The 21,319-nt window shown below is 37.9% G+C and carries 22 protein-coding genes and 1 pseudogene; 10 read left to right on the top strand and 13 right to left on the bottom strand.

All coding sequences use genetic code 11. The features are described 5' to 3' along the window. Positions 1 to 27 precede the first annotated feature (27 nt). Positions 28 to 1,080, bottom strand: a complete 1,053-nt coding sequence (locus tag BQ5903_RS01105; protein ID WP_079578450.1) for a restriction endonuclease subunit S — start codon at positions 1,078 to 1,080, stop codon at positions 28 to 30. 6 nt (positions 1,081 to 1,086) lie between these two features. After that, positions 1,087 to 2,061 carry a site-specific tyrosine recombinase/integron integrase gene (xerA, locus tag BQ5903_RS01100; RefSeq protein WP_079578448.1) on the bottom strand — a complete coding sequence of 325 codons (975 nt, stop codon included), beginning with the start codon at positions 2,059 to 2,061 and terminating at the stop codon, positions 1,087 to 1,089. A gap of 61 nt (positions 2,062 to 2,122) precedes the next feature. On the opposite strand from xerA, the gene BQ5903_RS01095 reads away from it, so the two are divergent. Then, positions 2,123 to 2,773: a restriction endonuclease subunit S gene (locus tag BQ5903_RS01095; RefSeq protein WP_231920886.1), complete on the top strand. Its 651-nt coding sequence runs from the start codon at positions 2,123 to 2,125 to the stop codon at positions 2,771 to 2,773. On the opposite strand, the gene BQ5903_RS01090 is transcribed toward BQ5903_RS01095, so the two are convergent. The 3 genes from BQ5903_RS01090 to rlmH form a co-directional block, all read right to left on the bottom strand. Continuing rightward, entirely contained in the window at positions 2,770 to 3,336 is a 567-nt protein-coding gene (locus BQ5903_RS01090) for a restriction endonuclease subunit S (protein WP_079578446.1), read from the bottom strand. The two genes, BQ5903_RS01095 and BQ5903_RS01090, sit on opposite strands and share 4 nt — an antisense overlap. Next, complete coding sequence (locus BQ5903_RS01085) at positions 3,326 to 4,858, bottom strand: class I SAM-dependent DNA methyltransferase (RefSeq protein WP_079578444.1); 1,533 nt, start codon at positions 4,856 to 4,858, stop codon at positions 3,326 to 3,328. Before BQ5903_RS01085 ends, BQ5903_RS01090 begins: the two co-directional genes overlap by 11 nt. Before the next feature lie 101 nt (positions 4,859 to 4,959). Beyond that, positions 4,960 to 5,439: a 23S rRNA (pseudouridine(1915)-N(3))-methyltransferase RlmH gene (gene rlmH / locus BQ5903_RS01080; RefSeq protein WP_079578441.1), complete on the bottom strand. Its 480-nt coding sequence runs from the start codon at positions 5,437 to 5,439 to the stop codon at positions 4,960 to 4,962. 551 nt (positions 5,440 to 5,990) lie between these two features. On the opposite strand from rlmH, the gene BQ5903_RS01075 reads away from it, so the two are divergent. After that, on the top strand, positions 5,991 to 6,950 hold the full coding sequence (locus BQ5903_RS01075) for an IS30 family transposase (protein ID WP_010500073.1): 960 nt from the start codon (positions 5,991 to 5,993) through the stop codon (positions 6,948 to 6,950). Positions 6,951 to 7,151: 201 nt separating this feature from the next. Here the strand turns inward: BQ5903_RS01075 and BQ5903_RS01070 are convergent, their stop codons facing one another. Together BQ5903_RS01070 and BQ5903_RS01065 are read right to left on the bottom strand one after the other, a co-directional pair. Next, positions 7,152 to 8,471: a S1C family serine protease gene (locus tag BQ5903_RS01070; protein ID WP_079578439.1), complete on the bottom strand. Its 1,320-nt coding sequence runs from the start codon at positions 8,469 to 8,471 to the stop codon at positions 7,152 to 7,154. Between the two features lie 137 nt (positions 8,472 to 8,608). Beyond that, positions 8,609 to 9,424 (bottom strand): MBL fold metallo-hydrolase, encoded by an 816-nt coding sequence (locus tag BQ5903_RS01065; RefSeq protein ID WP_079578437.1) that lies wholly within the window; start codon positions 9,422 to 9,424, stop codon positions 8,609 to 8,611. Between the two features lie 214 nt (positions 9,425 to 9,638). Here BQ5903_RS01065 and BQ5903_RS01060 point away from each other — a divergent pair, with 214 nt between their 5' ends. After that, on the top strand, positions 9,639 to 10,487 hold the full coding sequence (locus BQ5903_RS01060) for a sulfite exporter TauE/SafE family protein (RefSeq protein WP_079578435.1): 849 nt from the start codon (positions 9,639 to 9,641) through the stop codon (positions 10,485 to 10,487). After that, positions 10,484 to 10,864 carry a DUF1634 domain-containing protein gene (locus BQ5903_RS01055; RefSeq protein WP_056972566.1) on the top strand — a complete coding sequence of 127 codons (381 nt, stop codon included), beginning with the start codon at positions 10,484 to 10,486 and terminating at the stop codon, positions 10,862 to 10,864. Before BQ5903_RS01060 ends, BQ5903_RS01055 begins: the two co-directional genes overlap by 4 nt. 391 nt (positions 10,865 to 11,255) lie before the next feature. Here the strand turns inward: BQ5903_RS01055 and BQ5903_RS01050 are convergent, their stop codons facing one another. The 4 genes from BQ5903_RS01050 to yycF form a co-directional block, all read right to left on the bottom strand. Then, positions 11,256 to 12,050 (bottom strand): two-component system regulatory protein YycI, encoded by a 795-nt coding sequence (locus BQ5903_RS01050; protein ID WP_010495257.1) that lies wholly within the window; start codon positions 12,048 to 12,050, stop codon positions 11,256 to 11,258. Between the two features lie 18 nt (positions 12,051 to 12,068). Next, a complete protein-coding gene (locus BQ5903_RS01045; RefSeq protein WP_079578433.1) occupies positions 12,069 to 13,391 on the bottom strand; it encodes a YycH family regulatory protein in 1,323 nt (440 codons plus the stop codon). Then, entirely contained in the window at positions 13,375 to 15,252 is a 1,878-nt protein-coding gene (walK, locus tag BQ5903_RS01040) for a cell wall metabolism sensor histidine kinase WalK (RefSeq protein WP_079578431.1), read from the bottom strand. The genes BQ5903_RS01045 and walK overlap by 17 nt, the downstream gene beginning before the upstream one ends. Before the next feature lie 127 nt (positions 15,253 to 15,379). Then, on the bottom strand, positions 15,380 to 16,093 hold the full coding sequence (gene yycF, locus BQ5903_RS01035; RefSeq protein ID WP_010495262.1) for a response regulator YycF: 714 nt from the start codon (positions 16,091 to 16,093) through the stop codon (positions 15,380 to 15,382). Positions 16,094 to 16,355: 262 nt separating this feature from the next. Here yycF and BQ5903_RS01030 point away from each other — a divergent pair, with 262 nt between their 5' ends. The 5 genes and pseudogenes from BQ5903_RS01030 to BQ5903_RS12115 form a co-directional block, all read left to right on the top strand. After that, positions 16,356 to 17,219: a pyridoxamine kinase gene (locus tag BQ5903_RS01030; RefSeq protein ID WP_010495264.1), complete on the top strand. Its 864-nt coding sequence runs from the start codon at positions 16,356 to 16,358 to the stop codon at positions 17,217 to 17,219. Then, positions 17,206 to 17,775 (top strand): ECF transporter S component, encoded by a 570-nt coding sequence (locus BQ5903_RS01025; protein ID WP_056971616.1) that lies wholly within the window; start codon positions 17,206 to 17,208, stop codon positions 17,773 to 17,775. The genes BQ5903_RS01030 and BQ5903_RS01025 overlap by 14 nt, the downstream gene beginning before the upstream one ends. Positions 17,776 to 17,809: 34 nt before the next feature. After that, on the top strand, positions 17,810 to 18,475 hold the full coding sequence (locus BQ5903_RS01020; protein ID WP_010495267.1) for a hypothetical protein: 666 nt from the start codon (positions 17,810 to 17,812) through the stop codon (positions 18,473 to 18,475). Then, the gene (locus BQ5903_RS01015) at positions 18,472 to 18,600 is read left to right on the top strand and encodes a GNAT family N-acetyltransferase (protein ID WP_010495269.1); all 129 of its coding nucleotides are present in this window, start codon (positions 18,472 to 18,474) and stop codon (positions 18,598 to 18,600) included. The genes BQ5903_RS01020 and BQ5903_RS01015 overlap by 4 nt, the downstream gene beginning before the upstream one ends. A gap of 442 nt (positions 18,601 to 19,042) precedes the next feature. Next, positions 19,043 to 19,147: pseudogene (locus BQ5903_RS12115) on the top strand (recombinase family protein); the annotation flags it as partial. A 13-nt stretch (positions 19,148 to 19,160) separates the two neighbouring features. On the opposite strand, the gene BQ5903_RS01010 reads toward BQ5903_RS12115, so the two are convergent. Further along, positions 19,161 to 19,997: a glycosyltransferase family 8 protein gene (locus BQ5903_RS01010; protein ID WP_010495271.1), complete on the bottom strand. Its 837-nt coding sequence runs from the start codon at positions 19,995 to 19,997 to the stop codon at positions 19,161 to 19,163. 61 nt (positions 19,998 to 20,058) lie between these two features. After that, positions 20,059 to 20,547: a GNAT family N-acetyltransferase gene (locus BQ5903_RS01005; protein ID WP_010495273.1), complete on the bottom strand. Its 489-nt coding sequence runs from the start codon at positions 20,545 to 20,547 to the stop codon at positions 20,059 to 20,061. A gap of 118 nt (positions 20,548 to 20,665) precedes the next feature. Here BQ5903_RS01005 and BQ5903_RS01000 point away from each other — a divergent pair, with 118 nt between their 5' ends. Next, positions 20,666 to 21,286, top strand: a complete 621-nt coding sequence (locus tag BQ5903_RS01000) for a histidine phosphatase family protein (RefSeq protein WP_010495275.1) — start codon at positions 20,666 to 20,668, stop codon at positions 21,284 to 21,286. Positions 21,287 to 21,319: the final 33 nt, after the last annotated feature.

Here is a 21,319-nt window from a genome sequence, read left to right as displayed (position 1 = left end):
CTTTTGGAACTATAAATGATAATTTATTTACACAAAGTAATTTTCTAAAAGCATTCTTTTTAAGTTGTCTAACTTTACATTTTCAATTCGTAAGTTAAACTGGCTTTCTGTTATATATTTCGTTAAATTTTCAAAGTTATCGAACTCACTTTCACTTGGAATGTAAATATCCACGTTTTTTAAATCGGTTTGTGTGATTAATGGTTGAGTAGATCCTCTATTTAAAGAAGAATAATCAACAAAATTTTTCAAAATTTCATACAAATAGTCTTGATGATCAGACATAAAAACAAAACTATTATCTGAAACCCAAATAGGTTCTTTATATCTTTGTATAATTCCGTGGGTGCCTACTCTACCAGTCGTAATTATATAATTATCATATAGTACGCTTGACGTATAACCCATTACTTTACTAGCACCAACTATTGGAATATTGTGATTTGGACTAGAATAATCATGTTTCCTTTTTGGACGTTTTCCTGTTGATAAAGATGCAATTTGCTTAATTTTCCCATTTTTCTGGTTAAGCATTTTGTTTGCAAATAATCGATTAAAAATTACAGTTCTTATTGTTTCTAAATTATCATTTATTTCTTCATTCAAAGCTATTTTTGCTTCAATCACCTTAATTTTATAAGCAATGTTTTTCTGAACATCTAAGTTAGGCAATTCGATTTTAAATTGTTTAATTGCGCTTTTGTCACCACGAGGCATTTTCGTACCCTTTGAGGTTGTAGTTACGTACTTAAAAAACGTATCAGTTTGCAGTAACACATATAAATAATCCTGCAATAAATTTTTGTTATTTGTTCTAAAATCCAATACATCTCCCGAACGACAACCATCAATATTTGCATGCCAAATCTTTTTAAAATATGGCCGTATGTTTGAAACTAAAACATCTCCCTTTTTAAAAGATTGTACAAGCTTTGAATTTGGTAGCGATTTTGCTGGAAAAACAATACCTTTTCTATCTGGAAGCAAATTTTCAGTACTTACATAGTTCTCCAGTTTTGCTTCCCTTATTTTTAACTTCTCATTTACTAAATCAACATAGTTTCCTAGTTCTACTTTCAAAATTTTTCACCCTATATACCTTCTATGCGCTAACTTTACATTCTGTTGTTTTACCATTGCATAATGTAAAGTAGTATCTATTCTTTTATGTCCCAGCAACTCCTGTAACTGTTCAATTGGCATCCCTTTATCAATGGCAACTGTGGCTAATGTTCTTCTAAATTTATGCGGATAAACCTTCAAAATCCCTGATTTATTACCTAGATATTTCAATCTTGATTCTATACCACCGATAGTTAAACGTGATTTGGGGTTCTTAAGACTAACAAACAAAGCTGAGTTTGAGTCAGATCGTGAATCTAAATAGCTTTGTAAGTGCAACTTAGACCTAGCATCAAAGTAGGTTATTCTTTCTTTGTTACCTTTTCCTAAAACCACACATTCCCTTTCTAAAAAATTAATATCATCTATATTTAATCTAACAAGTTCACCAACTCTCATACCTGTTGAGGCAAGCATATCAATCATCGCCAAATCTCTAATCTGAGAGCAATTATCTCTAAGACATTCCAATTCTTCGTCAGAATATGTTTCTTTGACCGTTGTTCTAGTTTTAATTTTATGAATTCTTCTAACCGGGCTTTTGATTATATAATCTTCATCTTCCAACCAGTTAAAAAAACTAGATAAAATACGACGAATATTGTCAATCGTGACCTTGCTGGAATGATGCTTTATCTGATAATCTGTTAAATATTTTCGCAAATCATCAGTAGTAATTTTGATAACAAGTATTTTTAAGTCGTCAGTCAATTTCTCAATTGTTTTTTTATAATATGCTAAGGATCTTTCAGAACATCCTTCTGTTCTTTTTGCCGAAAAATAACGCTGGAGCAAAATCTCGTTATTGAGATCCTGATCTGAGTCCCCATCATCTGCATTGAGATTTTTGTCCAAGCATTTCTTAAGTTTTATAAGCTGCTGATTGTCCAGTACCTGCAACATTTCTTGTATTATTTTATTTACTATCTTTTCGCTCATAATTAATCCTCCTATTAGGAGAATCCACGCAACAGCGATTCTACAATAATGCTTTCTGCTGTTGGAGAAAGTTATTTTTATAAATATAAATGATAATTTAAGCACACTAATTGATGAAATATATAGAAATATGATCAAAATATCTGAGTTAAAAGAAACTAATATAGATAAAATCGGTTCAGTTGTGGGAGGCGGTACACCCTCAACTAAAAAACAAACATATTGGGGTGGAAAAATTCCTTGGCTAACCCCAAAAGATTTATCTCAAAATCCAACTTTATTCACTTCTTATGGAAATAAGTTTATCACCCGAAGTGGGTTGGATAACAGTAGTGCTAAAATTCTTCCCCCAAAAACAATACTATTTAGCTCGAGAGCTCCAATAGGGTATATATCTATTTCTAAAAACAAATTAGCAACTAATCAGGGATTTAAGTCAATTATCCCAAATAAAGGGTATCCATATTCGTTTATATATGAGCTGATAAAAAATGAAACAAATAAACTCATTAATGAATCAAACGGTTCAACATTTAAAGAAATATCTTCTAAACAATTAAAGCAGCATGTAATAAGTATTCCGTGTAAAGAAGAAATTAATCTATTTGATAACCAGGTAAATAAATTATTTGAGACCATACAAGTACTTGAATCGGAAACAACAACATTAAATAATTTAAAGAAGCAATTACTTTCTCAATTTTTAAATTAAGCCGCTAAATTTTCTTCAAAAGTTGTAGAAGCCAACGCAACTAAATTATCATTTATTTGCGTATTTAATTTTACTTTGTCCTCAAGAACTTTCATTCTTTTGGCAATACTTCTTTGTTTCTTCAATTCAGGTAAATCTATAATTAACTTTTTTATATCACTAGGTTTTATGGACGGATATGTTGAGGTAGAGTTTTCACCAATTGATTGAAGCTTTTTCGTAACGACATCCGAACTTAAAAACAAAAACAAATAATATGGATCTATTAAATCTATATTCGGCTGTACAACAGCAAAACCTGTACTAAAAACATTATTAGTTAATTTTTCATCTATAAAGCCTAGATGGTGCATATTTGGTCGAACAGTTGATATAACAGTATCTCCTGCACGAGTAAGCCTTTTTGCTCTGCTAGGTGCCTCTTTAGATGTTTTAAAATGTACTGGTTGCTCAAATCTATTCTCGAATACTGAACTTGTATCTAAATAATCTATCGCGTTAAAATAATCTCTCTTTATAGAATCATTATTTATTGTTACTATATCGTCAAGCTTATATTTCATAACCTAATTCCTTCAATACATCTTTAATTTGCTTTTCAAGTCGATTACTTTCTTCAAACTGTTCTTTTAATTCAGTTGTTAAACGGTTCATTTTTTCTTCATATGGTTCACCATCATCTTCTTGTTCTGCCAATCCAACATATCTTCCAGGTGTTAACACATAATCATTTTTTTGGATTTCATCTAATTTGGCTACTTTACAAAAGCCTGCAACATCCTTATACTCTTGACCATTAGTTCCACGGTATGCGTGATAAACATCAGCAATTTTTTTAATATCTTCTATTGAAAACTCGCGGTGGGTTCTGTCAACCATCTCACCTAATTCGCGTGCATCAATAAATAAGGTCTCACCCTTCCTACTTCGCTCATCCGGGGATTCTTTATTCATATCAACAAACCATAACGAAACAGGAATACCTGTTGAATAAAACATTTGCGACGGTAAGGACACTATCGCATCAATTTTGTCATCTTCTAGAACAGCTTTGCGAATTGCTAATTCTGCCTTACTTGAAGTTGAAAGAGCACCATTAGCCAAAACAAAACCTGCTTTTCCATCTGGAGTCAATTTACTAATAATGTGTTCAATCCAAGCATAATTAGCATTTCCCAATGGTGGCATTCCATATTTCCACCTTGCATCTTCTTCAAGTTTGTCGCCATTCCATTGTTTAATATTAAATGGTGGATTAGCAAGAATATAATCAAACCGCATTCCCTTATGTAAATCATTGGTAAAGGTATCGGCTTGGTGACCACCCAGATCACTATCAATACCTCGAATAGCCAAATTCATTTTTGCTAATTTCCAAGTCGATGGATTTGATTCTTGACCATATACTGCTAAATTTGCTAAAACACCCTGATGTTCATCAACAAATTTTTTAGATTGTACAAACATACCACCAGAACCACAACATGGATCATAGATTCTTCCCTTATAAGGTTCAATCATTTCTACTAACGTCCTAACAATCGAACGAGGTGTATAAAATTCACCCCCGTGCTTACCCTCAGCGCTAGCAAATTGTTGTAAAAAGTATTCATAAACTCGTCCTAAAACGTCATTTTCCTTTGAATTCTTATCCCCAATATTAATTTCAGAGATTAGGTCAACTACTCCCCCTAAACGTGTTTTATCTAAATCCGGTGACTCATAATTTTTAGTTAAAATGCCTTTAATTGATGCATTTGAATTTTCTAGTGCCACCATAGCTTTATCGATTGCTTCACCAAGTTGTGGCGTCTTTGCAGCTTTTTGAACAATTTCCCATCTAGCTTCTTTAGGAACCCAGAAAATATTCGCTGCCAAATAAACATCAGGGTCTTCTGCATCTTCTGGATAGTCAGATTTTAAAACTTCTTGTCTTTTTTCTTCAAAAGAATCAGAAACATATTTTAAGAAAATTAAGCCCAATACAACATTACGATATGTAGAAGCATCCATACTGCCACGAAGTTGATCAGCAGTAGCCCACAGTTTGTCCTCAATGCTAAGTTCTTTTGATTTAGTTACCATTAACGTCATTCCAATCTTTATTTTACTATTAAATAAATTATACCTTTAATTATACAAAAACGAACATTTTTTTAAACGGGATTGGTCCTATCTACCTAATTTTACTTATGGTACGGACTGCCAGAATTGATCATATAAGCACGATAAATTTGCTCTGACAAGACCAAGCGCATCAGTTGATGAGGCAAAGTGAACCTGCCAAATGAGATCTGAGCATTTGAACGTTTCAACACTTCTGGACTTAAACCTAAAGAACCACCGATAACAAATGTAATGTCACTGTGCCCGTATGTCGCTAACGAATCAATTTCCTGTGCGAATTGTTCTGATGTCCGCTCTTTTCCTTCGATCGCTAAAGCAAAAACATATTCACGCTCCTTGATTTTAGCCAGGATCCGCTCTCCCTCACGTTCTTTCACGCCTTCCATTTCTGCTTCGCTTAACTTTTCAGGTGCTTTTTCATCAGGAACCTCAACAACTTGGAATTTACAGAACTTGCTCAATCGTTTAGCATATTCCGCAATGCCTTGTTTCAAATATTTTTCCTTTAACTTACCCACACCTATTATCTTGATATTCACACTAAATCACATCCTAATAACAATTTATCCACAAAGTTATCCACAGTATCCACAGGGTTAATCACAACATCTTGGTGCGAACTTATTTTCGTCACTATATTTATTGTTTTCAATTTTTCCTACTTATCCACAGTTATTAACAGTAGATAACAGATTGTAATTTTTATAAATTTTCTGGTAAAACATTTTAGAATAGGGCTTAAAACGCTTTATAAAAAATTAAAGATGTTGACTTATCAACAGCTGTCCCCAGGGCTGTGGATAACCTGTGCACAGACTTTTTTCACTTATTTACGTAAAGCTCTTCTTAATTCTTACATTTTTTAACTTTGAATTCAAAAGTTATTAACAGGTCTATCAACAAAATTGTTGATAACTTAGGATATTAGAGCGAATACATTTAAATTGGTCCTAATACCTATCTTGAAAACAAAACTCCATTTGCCGCTGATCATGTCTAACAGTCGTCGTTTGTAAAATTAAGTTAGAAATAAAAAAGCCATTTGTGGTAGACTTTTGAATATCCCTAATCAAAAGAGAGGTAACCACAAATGACTTATAAACATCTTACCACACGTGAATTAACCTTTATATATAATTTTTGGAAACAAGATATTAAAGCCTATCATGCCGCTAAAGCTCTTAAACGTTCCAGCGAAACCGTTTATCGTGTTTACCGGTTTCTAGATGCTGGTAATTCAATTAGTCAATTTCAAGAAAATCATCGAGTTAATAAAACTCATTGCGGTCGAAAAGCAATTGAATTACCAGAAGATGAAACCAAATACATTAAGCAGAAACTCGCATTAGGTTGGACCCCTGATACGATTATTGGTCGAGCTGAGATACAGATCAGTTGTAGTATGAGAACCTTATACCGACTTTTTCAAAGAGGTGTTTTCAATGTGAAATTGTTGCCAATGAAAGGTAAAAGGCATCCAAATGGTTACGTTGAACGGCGTGGTAAAGCTGGCCGACTCGGCAGAAGTATTTATCAACGCTATCAGGATTATCCTCATTTTCAACATGAATTTGGTCATTTAGAAGCAGACACCGTCCAAGGCAAAGCACATCAAGGTGCAGTTATGACCTTAGTTGAGCGTCTCTCCAAAGTTGAAATCATTTTAAACATCCAACAAAAATCGGCTGAATGCGTTAATAAACATCTTAATCAATGGTTGTCCCAACAGCCAAAACACCTTTTCAAGTCAATTACTTTTGATAATGGTAAAGAATTCACTGGTTGGAAAGAAATCGCAAATAAGCATGATATTAGTACTTATTTTGCCGAAGTTGGGGCTCCTAACCAGCGTGGCTTAAACGAAAATAATAATGGACTAATTAGACGAGATGGTCTCAACAAGAGCATGGATTTTCGCAATTTACCAAATGCTTTAGTTCAACAAGTCAGTAGCCGGCGTAATCATATTCCAAGAAAATCATTAAATTATAAAACACCAATTGAGGTATTCATGGAAAACATCACAGATAAACAGCTATGTTATTTCTAACTTAATTTGACATTTCAAGAGTACAAGAAAAACCCGCTTTATGTTGTTTACATAAAACGAGTTTGATATTGAAACAAAATATTTACAGCATTCTATTTGGCATGTCAGCATGTTCATAGAACGGATAAGTTCTAATTATCCAGCTTTGTAGCGCCATATTGCTACTTAGTTAGGACAACTGCACATAGTGTCCCTCACTCGCTACCTTTCATTTGATGCTGCTGATGTGTTCGAATCATTGGCCTCAAGTGTCAGTTTAACATCTGCTGTCTGTTCCTTACCCTCATGGTAATACTTGACCTTGACCGTATCACCGATCTTATGTGCGTATAAGGCTTCACGTAAACTGACAATATCCGTGACCTTTTTATCACCCAGTCCTGTGATCACATCATATTTCTTAAGACCAGCGTCTTTCAAAGGCGAATCTGAGTTGATCTTCATCACTACGATCCCACTTGTTACACTATCTGTCAGTTTTAAAGTCTTTTTACGATCTGAAGCTGAAATATAGTCTAGATCCAACAAAGAGATCCCTAATGCTGGACGACTAACTTTACCATTTTCAGCTAACTGATTAACTATCTCAACCACTTCGTTACTTGGAATAGCAAAGCCCATCCCCTCAACAGAAGCTTCTGATGAACCGGAACTTGATAATTTCATCGAGTTGATCCCAATAACTTGACCGCCAATATTGATCAACGGACCACCTGAGTTGCCCGGATTGATCGCTGCATCAGTTTGGATAACAGTAGCTTGACCTGTAGCGACTCCTGAACTATTTGTCACATCGATCGTCCGTTTTTTAGCTGAAATGATCCCTTGTGTCAGGGATGTGGCGTAATCTGAACCCAATGGCGACCCAATAGCCAAAGCCGTTTCACCAACGCTGATCTTGTCAGAATTGCCAAATGAAGCAATTTGATCAACATACTTAGCATCTATTTTCAACACGGCCAAATCACTGATCGAATCATGACCAACTACAGATGCATTTAATTTATGACCATCACTCATTAAGATCTCGACTCTGTCTGCCCCCGAAATAACATGATTATTTGTCACTACGTAAGCTGTATTACCAGATTTTTTGTAGATCACTCCAGAACCTTCATTTGCCTGCTCCGAGTCAGATTCGCTAGAAGAATCATCATCCTCAGATTGTCCATACAACCCGGCAATTGAACTTGATGTATCATCTTTAGAATAAGCCTCAACTGATACGACAGCACCCTTGATCTTTTTAAAAGCACTCTCTGCATCAGAAGTTACCTTCACATTAACATTACTTGTTTTTGTTTTGGCTTTAGAGTTATCAGAATTTAACTTCTCATCCTGATTATTTTGCACTAACGAATAACTACCAACGACTACACCTCCGCCGATAAGCCCTGCAATCAATGCAATCAGGAAAATTTTCCACAATTTGGGCCCACCAGATCCGCCCGAATTATTTTGTGACCCATTTTCTGGATCCACTTCTTTGTATTCTCCGTCAAATTGCCCCTTATTGTCCATGCCTAAACTCCTCTCGTAACATTTTTGTCTTATATTATAATTTATGAAATTGCTTTACTATGAATGATAAGCCAATATTACCATAAATTTAATGTTCTTTAAAATGGAACGACCTGTTTTAACAGGACCGTTCCATTTTAAATAATTGTTAAGGGAGTTGCTGCCGCCGGATCTGTATCCAACAACGCAAAATCATGATCAACTGCTAAATCATGCCCTTGCATGATCGTTTGCACTGTCATATGGGCTAGTTCTTTCACATTATTTTCTCGGCTCAAGTGTCCAAGATATATTTTTTTAGTTCGGTGGCCTAAAGCTGCCATTAGACCATTAGCTCCATCTTCATTCGATAAATGTCCAGTATCGCTTAAGATCCGCTGTTTTAACGGCCAAGGATAACCGCCCATCCGCAACATTTCCACATCATGGTTGCATTCAAATAAATAACCATCAGCATCACTGATCGTGCCCCGCACTCTATCAGAAACATAGCCTGTATCAGTGATGATTGCAAAAGATTTGTTATTGTAATGTACTTCATAAAATTGTGGATCCACGGCGTCATGTGACACACTGAAGCTTTCTACTTCCAAACCATCAAGTGACTGGACTTGACCTGCAGGTAGAATATGTTTCTGTCCAACTGGAATTTTTCCGATCCGGCTATTCATTGCACCCCAAGTTCCTTCATTTGCATACACATCCAAACCATAGCGCCGTGCAAGTACGCCAACACCCTTACTGTGGTCAGTATGTTCGTGCGTCACAAATAAACTATCCACATTTTTCAGCGTTCGGCCGATAGAATTCATTAATTCTTCTATTTTTTTTCCAGATAAGCCAGCGTCTATCAAAATTTTATGTCCAGGCGTTTCAACATATGTAGCGTTGCCTGTACTTCCACTTGCTAAAACACTGACTTTCAAGTTATCTTCATTTTCACTCTGAGACATTTTAAAATTATCCCTTTCTTGAAGTTTCCGTTCTCTATACTAACAGGTTAGCGCGCTTTTTTCCATTGTTCCCTTCCAAATTTAAGCTCTGAATCAACTTACACAAATTTTGCAGAACATAAAGTCATTGTTCAACCTAGTGTTTCATGTATAATGGGACTATCATAAGATAGCAACATATTTGATATAGTAATATTTGAAAGGAAGAAATGATTTGATCAATTCAATTCTGATTTTAGCCGGAGTTGGGCTGTTTGCCGGCATCTTTGGAGCAATTTTTGGAATCGGCGGCGGAATGATCGTTACACCGATCATGACCATCGCTTTAGGCTTAGATATCAAATACGCGATCGGTGCCAGTGTAATTTCAGTTATCGCTACTAGCTCTGGTGCTTCGATCGCTTACCTCAAGGATGACATGCTAAATCTGCGTGTGGCCATGTTCCTTGAAATCGCGACAACGGTTGGAGCGATCTTGGGGGCAATTTTGACCGGGGTTTTACCAGCTAAAGTACTCTATGTTTTGTTTGGCATGCTGCTCATATTTTCTTCATGGAACATGTTACATAAACTTCGTGCTAGTAAAGAAGAAGTTGAAAACACAACTCCAGATGAACTTTCCGAAAAACTTGAACTAAACAGTACCTATTATGATCAGGCTAACCAAAAACAGGTAGATTACAAAGTTTCTAACGTTCCTGGTGGATTTACGATGATGTTTGGCGCAGGATTGGCCAGTGGGCTCTTAGGTGTCGGCAGTGGAGCATTTAAAGTGATCGCCATGGATACGATCATGAAAATGCCGCTCAAGCCTTCCAGCGCGACTAGTAACTTGATGATGGGTGTCACAGCTGCTGCTAGTGCAACGGTCTATTTCTTCAACGGATCTATCAAGCCTGAGATAGCAGCTCCTTTAGCAATCGGCATCTTAGTCGGAGCGACCATCGGTTCAAGGATCATGCAGCATTTACAAGCTAAACTTTTGCGCAAGATCTTTATCCCAGTACTATTTCTGATTGGATTGCAGATGTTTCTTAAAGGATTCGGGGTGAGTTTTGGATGACAGATGAAGAAAAAAAACGGCATCAGGAAATGACTGAGATCGAGTTAGTGATCGGTCATGTATTACGGATCGGCGTTATCACTTCAGCAGTGGTGATCATACTTGGTTTAGGCTTAGCCTTAATCACTGGAAAAACTGGTTATCCAGCTGGAAGCTTCCCAACTACTTTTTCTGCCATTTTCCAAGGAGTAGCTGCCTTTAAACCATTCGCCATAATGATGCTCGGATTATTCTTGTTGATCCTAACGCCCGTGTTGCGAGTCGTCGTTTCGATTTATGCTTTTGCTAAGGAAAAAGATAAACTTTACGTTTGGATCACCACTTTAGTGCTAGTGATCTTAGTTTTTGCAATGTGGATCGGTTATTTAGGAAAATAACATAACATTAACGCCTATAACAAACGGAGTGCAAATTTTAATTTCTTGTCCTCCGTTTTTTGTGTTTGCCTATTTATTTTAAATCTAAAGTTCTTTTATTATCTACTGCTTCGTTAGAATTCTATCTGCTCGTTAGTTTGTGTGACTTACTTTGCCCTACTTTGCGTCACATCCTCACTTGTGTGACTTACTTCGCCTTACTTTGCGTCACATTTTCACTTGTGTAACTTACTTCGCCTTACTTTGCGTCACATCTCCACTTGAACAGACCTCTCTTTAAATTTACGTCAAACTAAAAGCACTAGCTAGGCTCCGCATCATATTGTTTAACGCAAAATGATGTCAAAATTCACTAGTGCTCTTTTTTTAATTTATTATCCCGTCTGTTTCACTAATCCATAACAGCACCGTTAAAAGCATTGATCCTTCTATAAACAGTAGTCCCGCCAGTCTTAACAGAGAAGTTCCAAGTTGGAATATAGACTGTGCTGCCATTGACGCTTAGCAACTTAGTGTAGCCCAAATTTCCCCATCTAACCGTTGAATTTGCCGGTAATTTATTATACTGATATAACCAAACGAGTGCTCGTCTTTGACTGATCGTATTTTTCTTTTCACGTAAGATCTCAATATCTGAAAGATATGTCTGCGAATAGCCCGTTACATATCCCTTAGAAATATTGAACCTTAACATCCCTCTTTCAGAGGAAACTCGCTTACCATAAATCATTTGTGTATACACGACCTCATTTTTGCTGGAAAAGTTCGGGTCGTAATGGTACTCGTCTCCCTCTGCTACCATAGACTCATCGGCAACGATTTTATTGATAGTTTTTTCAGGCTGGTCATTATTCTTTACCTTGACCCTTTTATCCAAATTAACGCTCAACTTTTTATCACGTTTGGAGTATTCAGCCTTGTTTTTACCCAACTGATCGATCTTAGTTGCTAAATAATCATCATCAGGACTTGCAATGTAATAACCATCGTTTTCTTTATTAGAAAGTTTTGAAGGATAAGTGATCTGGTCATCTTTCAAACTACGCAAAACTGACGTTGTCGTTCGTGCACTGCCAGCATCTTTTTCTGTTTCAACACCGCTTTGATTGTAATAAGCACCGATCAAAAAAATATCCAAGGCGATAAAAGCAATTAAAAAGATCCATTCGATTCTTCTAAAATTCAAATCTTTCCCGCCTTTCCGTTAAGATACTTTTCCATCTAAAATGTCCTGATAATCCACCCAGCTGCCGTTATAAAGAACGAAATAAGTTGGGATCAAATCAATAACTTGTTTTGAGGAACCATTTACTTCAGCTTGGTAACCAATGCGGATACTCTTGATTTTTTGCTGTGGGATACCTCTTTGCAATAATTTGTCAACTGCTTCCTGCGTAGGAGGCAACTCTACCGAATTATTCTTAGCAGGTACCGGGATCTGTAAAGAATACAGGGAAAAATCAGTTCGTTCCCCTCCTGTACCAGCTAATTTAATATGATAGGCACCATAGTTACTATCAGTTAAAATTGGAAAAGCGTTGATATAAGTCCGATAAGTCACTTGATGATCATTCACATCATACTCATCATAACGGACATCATCCAATAAACGTCCTGTTTCTTGCAAATGTTTAAACGCATCCGTAAGATCATTGGACAACGAAGAATTTTTAGGTGTGTTATGGGAATAGTTCAAATAACTAACTTCACCCGTATCATTTGCCACAGTCATTCGCTGACCAGAGTTGTCAAAATAAACTGTTTCCTTATCTTCTTTGCGAGAATTGACTGAAGAGTTGCTTGTTCCAAGTAGCCGAGTTACAAAGGTACTGGCATTATCCTTATTTGCCAAATAGCTGTATTGCTGAACCCTGACTTTGGTTGAATAAAAACTGACATATTTGTCGTTCATTCGTTTGAGCTCGATCGGTACTTGCTCGACATTTTCCGAAGAGACCATTTTTCGTAAATTAGTAAATTTACCCTTTTTTAACATCACCCGCGTTCCCCGATGATTATTATCATTTAACAAATAGATCCGCGGGTGTGCTGTTAACTGAATCGCGATCCTGTTAAATCTCTCTCTGGCAAAACCCTTAGGAGAATTCTTAAACAATTCTTTCAACTGTGTCGCTGTGACATCTCCCGAAAAGCCCATGAGGACCGTGTGATTGCGTTTTAAAAGTTCCTCGTAATTTTGAGTCGACATCTTTTTAACTCGACTAATAGATTGAATATCCCATGTTTTCAGATCTTCTCTGATGTCATTAATTAAATCAAGTTTCGAACTTGTTTGCCGAAAGCTGTGCCCATTTTCATTATACACAACACTAGTCGGTTGATAAATATCAGCACTCCTTGTCTTTGAAGCATCATCGCTCGTTGCCTTTTTATCTTCGGTATTTTGATCATTTCTAGTAGAGTTCTGTAAATACGTTGGATTGACCCATAAAATTGAGGTCAAACATACACTTAAAACAACTGCAAAGGCTAAAACATAGTGTAAAATGTTATCCTTGATCTTCATTCCATAGATCCTCCTCTCCGTATTCTTCATATGGCAAGGTAATATAGAGGGTCGAGCCCTTTCCTTCAAGTGATTCGACCCAGATCCGTCCGTTATGCATCTCTATCACTTCACGAGAAATAGCCAAGCCTAAGCCTGTGCCACCTTGAGCTCTGGAACGTGCTTTGTCAACACGGAAGAACCGGTCAAAGATCCGTCCAAGATCTTTCTTCGGAATCCCCAGTCCTTGATCGGAAATACTTAATAGGACATGGTCATGGGTCTCAACCAAACGACAAGTGATCACACCACCGTCAGGAGAGTACTTGATCGCATTGTTCATAATGTTATCGATCACCTGAATAAACTTATCCGGGTCTATTTCGACCCACAGATCACGTTGAGTAAACTCACGTTTAATAGAGTAGTTCTTAGGACGTTTCTCATGTCCTTCACCTGTTTCGTTTTTGATCATCATGTCAAACCGGTCAAGAATATAAGTAAACAATTCATTTAAATTAACTAATTCTAACTCAAGTTTAGCTGTGCCTGAATCCATCCTGGATAAACTCAAAAGATCATTGATCATGCGGATCATCCGGTCAGTTTCATCTTGCGTAACTTTCAAAAACGACGGAGCAACTTCTGGATCTTTCCAGGCGCCATCGTTTAAAGCTTCAATATATGAACGCAAGCTGGTCAAAGGAGTCCTTAACTCATGCGAAACGTTAGAAACAAACTGTTTCCGGTCATGATCGATTTTCTGCTGCTCTGTGATGTCATGCAAAACACAGACCAATCCTGAAATAAAACCGGATTCACGCTGAATCAAAGAAAAATAAGCATTCAAAACCTGGTCACGTCCTTGAGCCGACATGTCCAAATAAATGGTATCCTGATTTTCTAAAAGGTCTCTTAATGTATAATCTTCGCGAATATCCAGCACGTCTAAAATCGAGAGCCCCTTGACTTGATCAACAGAATCAACATTCAAAAATTCGGCCGCCATATCATTAATGATGGTAATGTTACCCCGCCGATCCGTTGCTAAAACACCATCGGACATATGCGTTAAGACTGAATCCAGCCGTCTTCGTTCTGATTCAGACTGTTCTCTTGACTCTTCCACACGAACCGACAAATTATTGACAGCTTGAGCGAGTTCCCCAAGTTCATCATCACCATAAACGTGCACATGGCCTGAATAATTTCCATCAGCAATTTTAGCAGTTTGTTTCTTCATTTCATCTATTGGTCGTGTAATGGCACGTGAAATTAAAATTGCTAAACCCACCCCGATAAAAATGGCAACCACCGCAGCTGTCGCAAAAATCAAAGTGACTCCATCGATCGAATCATAAACTGATTCCAGGTCTGCCCGCAAATATACCGCACCGACCAAGGTGTTGTTATTTCCGCCCGAACTGAATAAGGGTGTGATCGAAATATAATAGTGTTTATTATCGGCACGATTCAAAGTTGTTTCACTAAACGAACGTCCTGAGTACAAAACGCGTTTGATTCGGCTATCTGTTGTTTTTTGTCCAACGATAGCATGCCCATTGGCGCTGGTTTCACCTCGGATATTTCCCTTGACATCAACCACTTGCACATCGGAAATATTTTGATTGTTGATACCTGTTAAAGTCGAATTGATCTGACGGTCACTTTTATTTGCATCGGCCATACTCAAACTCGTGATCAACGAATTATCCACGTAAGGCGTCAATTCGACTCTTTGCTTAAATGCCTTTAAGTTTTCACTTTTAAGTCGTTGTACAAATACTGCCCCAACGATCTGAAACGCCAGCAGCAGCAATAACACGAATACTAAGGCAATTTTAAAATGAATAGATCGAAAAATACGTAGTCTTTTTTTCAACTTCTTCTCCTCGAATTATCTGCTGAATGACAAAATACAAAACGCCGGCTGTATCTCTACTGCCAGCGCTCAACATTTGTCTATGCTTCACCCAGTCAATGACTGACCGGCTTGCTTTATTCTCTATTTAATCGGTTTCTGGATTACGCAAATAGTAGCCTACACCACGACGAGTAACTAACCAAACAGGCCGACTCGGATTATCCTCAACCTTTTCACGCAAACGACGCATTGTTACATCGACCGTTCGGACATCGCCAAAATAATCGTAGCCCCAAACAGTTTGCAATAAATGTTCCCGGGTCATAACTTGTCCCATATGCTTGGCCAAATAATTCAGTAATTCAAATTCACGATGAGTCAACTCGATCTTTTCACCATGCCGTGATACCGTGTATGATTCTGGATGAATGGTAAGATCACCGATCACTATATCACTATTTTCTTCTTTTTCTTCATTTTGGGCTGCTTGTGCAACCGAATTTTGACGACGCAGATTAGCCTTGACCCGTGCCACTAACTCACGGTTAGAAAACGGCTTGGTCACATAATCATCAGCACCCATTTCAAGGCCTAAAACCTTATCGATCTCTGTATCTTTAGCGGTAACCATGATGATCGGCATTTCGTGCGTTTTGCGGATCTCACGCGCGACCTCTAAGCCATCGATCTTCGGTAACATCAAGTCCAAGATGATCAAGTCTGGGTCAACTTCCTCAACTTGTTTGATGGCATCTTCACCATCGTAGGCTACATAAACATCATAGCCTTCTTTATTTAAATTAAATTTAATGATATCAGAGATCGGTTTTTCGTCATCCACCACTAAAATTTTCTTCATATTATAAGTCCTCCTTGGTGAGCTTTTTCACCAGTCGTTTATTATTCTCGAATACTTACAGGTCTAAACGGTCACAACGTTACTAAATAACGTCATTTTTAACCGTCACTCCATTTTATTATAAACCAGTCATTGCATTATTCCAAATATTAGAAATAGCGTTCACATCAATTTCCCTGTTGACCAGCACTTTTTTCTCTTTTTATAGTAAAAGGTGCTATACTCAATGGTAAAACAAATATCTGATAAGGAGGTTAAATTTTTGCGATCACAAGTTTTAGTGAGCCAAGATCTTTCTTGCTTTGGCCAAGTCTCACTTCAGACTGCCCTACCATTAATAAGTGCCAGTGGGGCAAACGTCAGCACTTTACCAACTGCTCTGCTCTCCACACATACCGGCGGCTTCGCTGAGAATACATATTTAGACCTTAGTCTAGAAATGGCGCGTATCATAACACACTGGCAAAAGTTGAAACTCAACTTTGACGGCGTTTATCTAGGTTATTTGGGCCTTAAACCCCTTAAGGAACTGCAAAAGAGCCTTTCAACACTGACCACTCCAAAGACGCTGGTCTTGATCGACCCTGTAATGGGTGACAATGGTCACCTTTACCACGGTTTCGATCAAGAATATGTTAATGCCATGAAAGAGTTGATACAACGAGCCAAAATCTTAACTCCCAATCTGACAGAAGCCGCTTTCTTACTTGACCAACCGCAGTTATTAAACGGCGGGATCAAAGAGGCTTCCATCGCGGTCAAACAGCTGCAGGAACGTTTTGGGATCCCATTTATTTTGATCACCGGGGTCCCACTTGCAAACGACCAAATTGCTGTTGTGGGCTGCCAGAAACCAACTGGTGAGATCTGGGTCAAAACACAGACTAGATTTCCCGCGAGTTATTTTGGGACAGGAGATATTTTCGCAGCGGCACTGTTTGCGGCTGTAATTTCAGGTCATTCGATCCAGCTCTCCTGTGATATAGCACTGGAACTGCTGCATATGGCAATCAGAGCACGCCAAGAAGAATCTCAAAGTGATCCGCGAGTCGGCTTAAATTATAATTCTGCATTACCAAAATTTTTAAAACAATTAGCACAAGGAGAAACAAATGATAGAAGATAACAAAAATTCATTACGTGCAATTATATTAACTGGTCTGTTTGCTGCCATTATTTATATCGGGATCTGGGTCTTACGCATTCCGATCCCTGCACTTGTTGGCCGTCCTTTCATTCACTTCGGCAATACCCTAACAGCTGTTGCAATTCTCTTTTTGGGTTTTCGCAACGGCATGCTGGCTGGCATAATCGGGTTGGGCGGCTTTGATATTTTGAACGGCTACGCTGCTACTTCCTGGCTTACTATGCTGGAAGTGGTCGTAGTCGCATTAGTTATAACCGCCGTGTATAAAGCCCTGAAATACACCGACAGCAAGCGTAATATCATTATCATCGCTGTAATCGCCGGAATCACCAAAATTTTCACAACTTATTGTGTTTCGATCGTTGAAGCACTGATGGCAGGTTCATTTTTAAAAGCGGCCCTAGTCGCATCCTTTGTCAGTCTTCCGGCAACTGTCGTTAACTCGATTTCCACGGCAGTTTTGACGCCAATTTTATATTTCTTTGTTAAAAAAGTATATGCATCCTTACGTAAAAACCCTAATAAATCATTCTAATCAGCTTTTTAAAATAGGAAGAAAGTAAATTTTAATGGCAGACTTACAACAATATTTTGATTTATATAATTTCACGCCCGCAGAAAATCGGCGTTTTGCACGGTCAAACTTTACTAAGTTAGTGCATACCAACGCCCGTTTTGAGGGGGTCAATACGACCTTGTCACAAACGCAGACTATCATGGACGGCATGAGCGTTGCAGGTGTGCCAGTGGAAGATGTTTTGACAATTGTTAATTTAAAGCGAGGTTGGCAGTATGTAACGACTCAAAATGAACCTTTAACGTTGGCAATGGAAAAGCAAATCAATAAAGTAGTGGCTGCCGAAGACGCCTTGGTTCCTGGCGACTTACGGCAGGGACAAGGTGGGATCAATTTAGGGAGCGAAGAATTTTTACAAAAAACGTTGGCTGATTCACAGACAACCACGACTGATAAGGCCTTGACCGTTATGTATCATAATATGAGCCAACAAATCTTTTGGGACGGCAATAAAAGGACAGCGACTTTAAGCGCTAATAAAATTATGATTGACGGTGGTGCTGGGCTAATCAATGTGCCCTTAGATAAGTGGGATAAATGGAACGAGTTAATCGCTGATTATTACCGCACTAATGACATGACAAAAGTTAAGCAGTGGACGTATGATAATGCGATTCAGGGCTTAGATGTGCGGAGTAATAAAGGAAAAACAATATGACACAAAATGCGCTTGAAGTTAAACGAATTTATGTGAAAAAAGAATATAAACATCAGGAAATTAGTACACAATTATTCCAAAAAGCTTTGGATTTAGCCAAATCACAACAAAAAAATATCATTTGATTAGGTGTTTGGAAAAATAGTATTGCAGCTTTGAAATTTTATAATAAATTGAGATTTGAACAAATTAGAGAGCATGTTTTTCACCCCGGCGACGATCCGCAAAGAGACTTAATTATGCAAAAAAGTTTAGTCTCTAATAAAATAAAACAGTAAACTTTTCTAATCTAACGTTTTAGTTTATTTTAAGGGGCTGGGACAAAACTAATAACACTTAGAAAGTTAGATTGTAGCCAAAATAAAGATGGCGGCATAACGGGATTTTACATCTGACATTATGTCGCAATTTTTATTTTTAAGACTGGGTTTTTTGTTTTGTCCCAGCCCCTTGTTTTTATACCTTATAATATAGGCAAATAACAGCGCGTCAGAACTTAGAAACATAAACAGCAACTAAAAAAATAAACAAAGAGATTATTCAAAGCCTATTCGATCAAGATATTACATTTTAAACATGGGAACAATCGACAATACCCCCACAGGGCAATTAATTTTTACGATATTCAGCGCCTTTGCGCAATTTGGGCGAGATATGATCGTGACCCGCACTCCTTCCTATTTTTTTAATGTCCAATTTTTTCAAACATGAGCTGTTGATATTTATAGTATTCAGAGCGCCAAGGGCTTACATATTCACCTTTTGTGACCCACGGTTTGCCAAAACCGGTATAGTGGATCAGCACCGGGTCTTGTAAAGCGTGAGCAGCCGCCTTTCGTTGCCAGGGATCAGCGCTTTGTTTCTCATATCGCATCAAAGGCGACTGCAGGTCGTATTTCGGATCAAGCTGCTCCCAGCGATCAGCTAAAACAGCGTTTAAAGTATCTTGATCCTGGAAATCAATAATATCAGCATGTTCCTTCATATATTGACGTGCCTTAGCAGTAATGTCATGGTCTTTCCACTTCTTCGTATCGATCAACAATAATCCCGCATTAAAATATTGGGGGCGTTGATGTTTGACTCCCAAAAGCTCAAGTCGGTCAACATACATCTGAGACTCTACTGCGCCAATGATATTATCATGCAGTTCCGCCTTAAAAAGGGCGCTGATCTCACCTCGACAGATCATATCGCAATCCAGATATAACAACCGTGAACAAGAGATCAACTGTGGAAATTCAAACCTGTAATAAGTGTTTTCCTTGATCAGCGAACGCGGCGACCTAACATTCGCTCCGTGATAAAGTTCCGCAAAATCAGTACCCAAAAAATTAATTTGCGCACAATTGCGGTAGCTCTGCCGTAATAAGTTTATCCGCCGTTTATCATCATCCGTCAGATTATCGTCAATGATATTAAAGCTAAAAGTTTCCTGCTTATTGTTTTCCAGTAAAGAAACATAACTTGTGAGCAGCACATTTACAAATTCGCTGTCCGTTGTTGAACCTATCTCTAGCATTGGTCTCGATCCCTTCTTGCAATATGTTCAATGTTCACATTTACTTTGTTTAGAATACACTTCAGAGCTTCTTTTCCAGCCAAACATCACAAGTATTATGCAAGGTTTTGTCTTTTGAGCTGGCCAGTCTAGGAAAGCCCAGATGTTCATACAAACCTAAAGCTTCCTTCATATTGGATAAAGTCTCAATATATAAAGAACTATAACCAAATTCACGCCCATATTCTTCACATAAACCCAATAATCTCTTACCTGCTCCTAACCCGCGAGTCTCTGGCAGCAAATACAACTTTTGAATTTCAGCAGTTCCCAAATCATCAAATTCCGCCAAACCACAACCGCCTACAACTTTTCCCGCCACAGTCACTACCCAATATTTTCTGTGCGGTCTCGCTGCGTAGAATTTAGAGAGCGCGCCTAATTCAGGGTCATAATATGCCGTACCGGGCAAATCATCATGGTATTCCCGCAAAACACTTTGAATTATATTCTTAATAGCCAGATCATCTCCGCTCGTTAATTCGCGGATCTGAAGTTTCTTTTCTGCCATACTCATCCTCCGTCTTAAATACCAGTATTATACTATGCTATCCCGCTGATTTAAAACAAACAGCTAATGTTATAATAAAAAGTAAATTTAACTCTTTCATAAAAGGAAGTAATTTAGCATGTACTTTTACTTTGTTCGTCATGGTACCACCATTAATAACCAGAATCATACCTTTAACGGAGGCGGCGTCGATCCAGTCTTAACTGGCTTCGGTCAAGCAGAGGCTCAAAAATTAGGCCATTACTTACAAGAAGTTCATTTTGATGCCTGTTTTTCATCTCCTTTAAAAAGGGCTTACGAAACCGCGCAACTTGTACTCAAGGAAAATAAACAAGCCCAACCGGCAATCAAAATATTGCCAGCTTTAACAGAAATGGATCTGGGCGACTGGGATGGCGTCTCCATCACACAATTAAACGGCGCACCACAGATCGAGAATTACTTCCATAAGCCTGACCTTTTCGATGGCCACTCGCTCCATGCTGAAAGCTATCATGATTTGCAACGCCGCGGCTATCGGGCTTTAGAGCAGATCATTAAGTCAGCCTCAGGTAAAAAGAACGTCTTAATTGCCAGTCACGGTTTATTATTGACCACTTTACTCAAATCACTGAATGGAACTGACTTAAGAGATATCCGTAAAGATGGTCTGGTTGCAACTTCGAGTGTCACTATTTTTGAATCTAAGGATGGAACAGAGTTCAAACTAAAAGACTGGGCACTCAAACCTGCAGAATAAAAAGTATTTAAAAAAAGACTTGTTTTTCTGAGA

The sequence above is a fragment of the Ligilactobacillus acidipiscis genome, assembly GCF_900116935.1.
In the GTDB taxonomy this organism is placed as follows: Bacteria; Bacillota; Bacilli; order Lactobacillales; family Lactobacillaceae; genus Ligilactobacillus; species Ligilactobacillus acidipiscis.
The sequence above is the reverse complement of the archived record's forward strand: the minus strand, read 5'-3'. Positions and strand labels throughout refer to the sequence as shown.

Coding starts and splice junctions, on each gene's coding strand:
- BQ5903_RS01025 (WP_056971616.1), top strand. CDS start 17,206: ATGATAGAAGATAACAAAAATTCATTACGTGCAATTATATTAACTGGT.
- BQ5903_RS01065 (WP_079578437.1), bottom strand. CDS start 9,424: ATGTCTCAGAGTGAAAATGAAGATAACTTGAAAGTCAGTGTTTTAGCA.
- BQ5903_RS01045 (WP_079578433.1), bottom strand. CDS start 13,391: ATGAAGATCAAGGATAACATTTTACACTATGTTTTAGCCTTTGCAGTT.
- BQ5903_RS01075 (WP_010500073.1), top strand. CDS start 5,991: ATGACTTATAAACATCTTACCACACGTGAATTAACCTTTATATATAAT.
- BQ5903_RS01055 (WP_056972566.1), top strand. CDS start 10,484: ATGACAGATGAAGAAAAAAAACGGCATCAGGAAATGACTGAGATCGAG.
- BQ5903_RS01070 (WP_079578439.1), bottom strand. CDS start 8,471: ATGGACAATAAGGGGCAATTTGACGGAGAATACAAAGAAGTGGATCCA.
- BQ5903_RS01005 (WP_010495273.1), bottom strand. CDS start 20,547: ATGGCAGAAAAGAAACTTCAGATCCGCGAATTAACGAGCGGAGATGAT.
- BQ5903_RS01085 (WP_079578444.1), bottom strand. CDS start 4,858: ATGGTAACTAAATCAAAAGAACTTAGCATTGAGGACAAACTGTGGGCT.
- BQ5903_RS01010 (WP_010495271.1), bottom strand. CDS start 19,997: ATGCTAGAGATAGGTTCAACAACGGACAGCGAATTTGTAAATGTGCTG.
- yycF (WP_010495262.1), bottom strand. CDS start 16,093: ATGAAGAAAATTTTAGTGGTGGATGACGAAAAACCGATCTCTGATATC.
- BQ5903_RS01020 (WP_010495267.1), top strand. CDS start 17,810: ATGGCAGACTTACAACAATATTTTGATTTATATAATTTCACGCCCGCA.
- xerA (WP_079578448.1), bottom strand. CDS start 2,061: ATGAGCGAAAAGATAGTAAATAAAATAATACAAGAAATGTTGCAGGTA.
- BQ5903_RS01015 (WP_010495269.1), top strand. CDS start 18,472: ATGACACAAAATGCGCTTGAAGTTAAACGAATTTATGTGAAAAAAGAA.
- BQ5903_RS01000 (WP_010495275.1), top strand. CDS start 20,666: ATGTACTTTTACTTTGTTCGTCATGGTACCACCATTAATAACCAGAAT.
- BQ5903_RS01090 (WP_079578446.1), bottom strand. CDS start 3,336: ATGAAATATAAGCTTGACGATATAGTAACAATAAATAATGATTCTATA.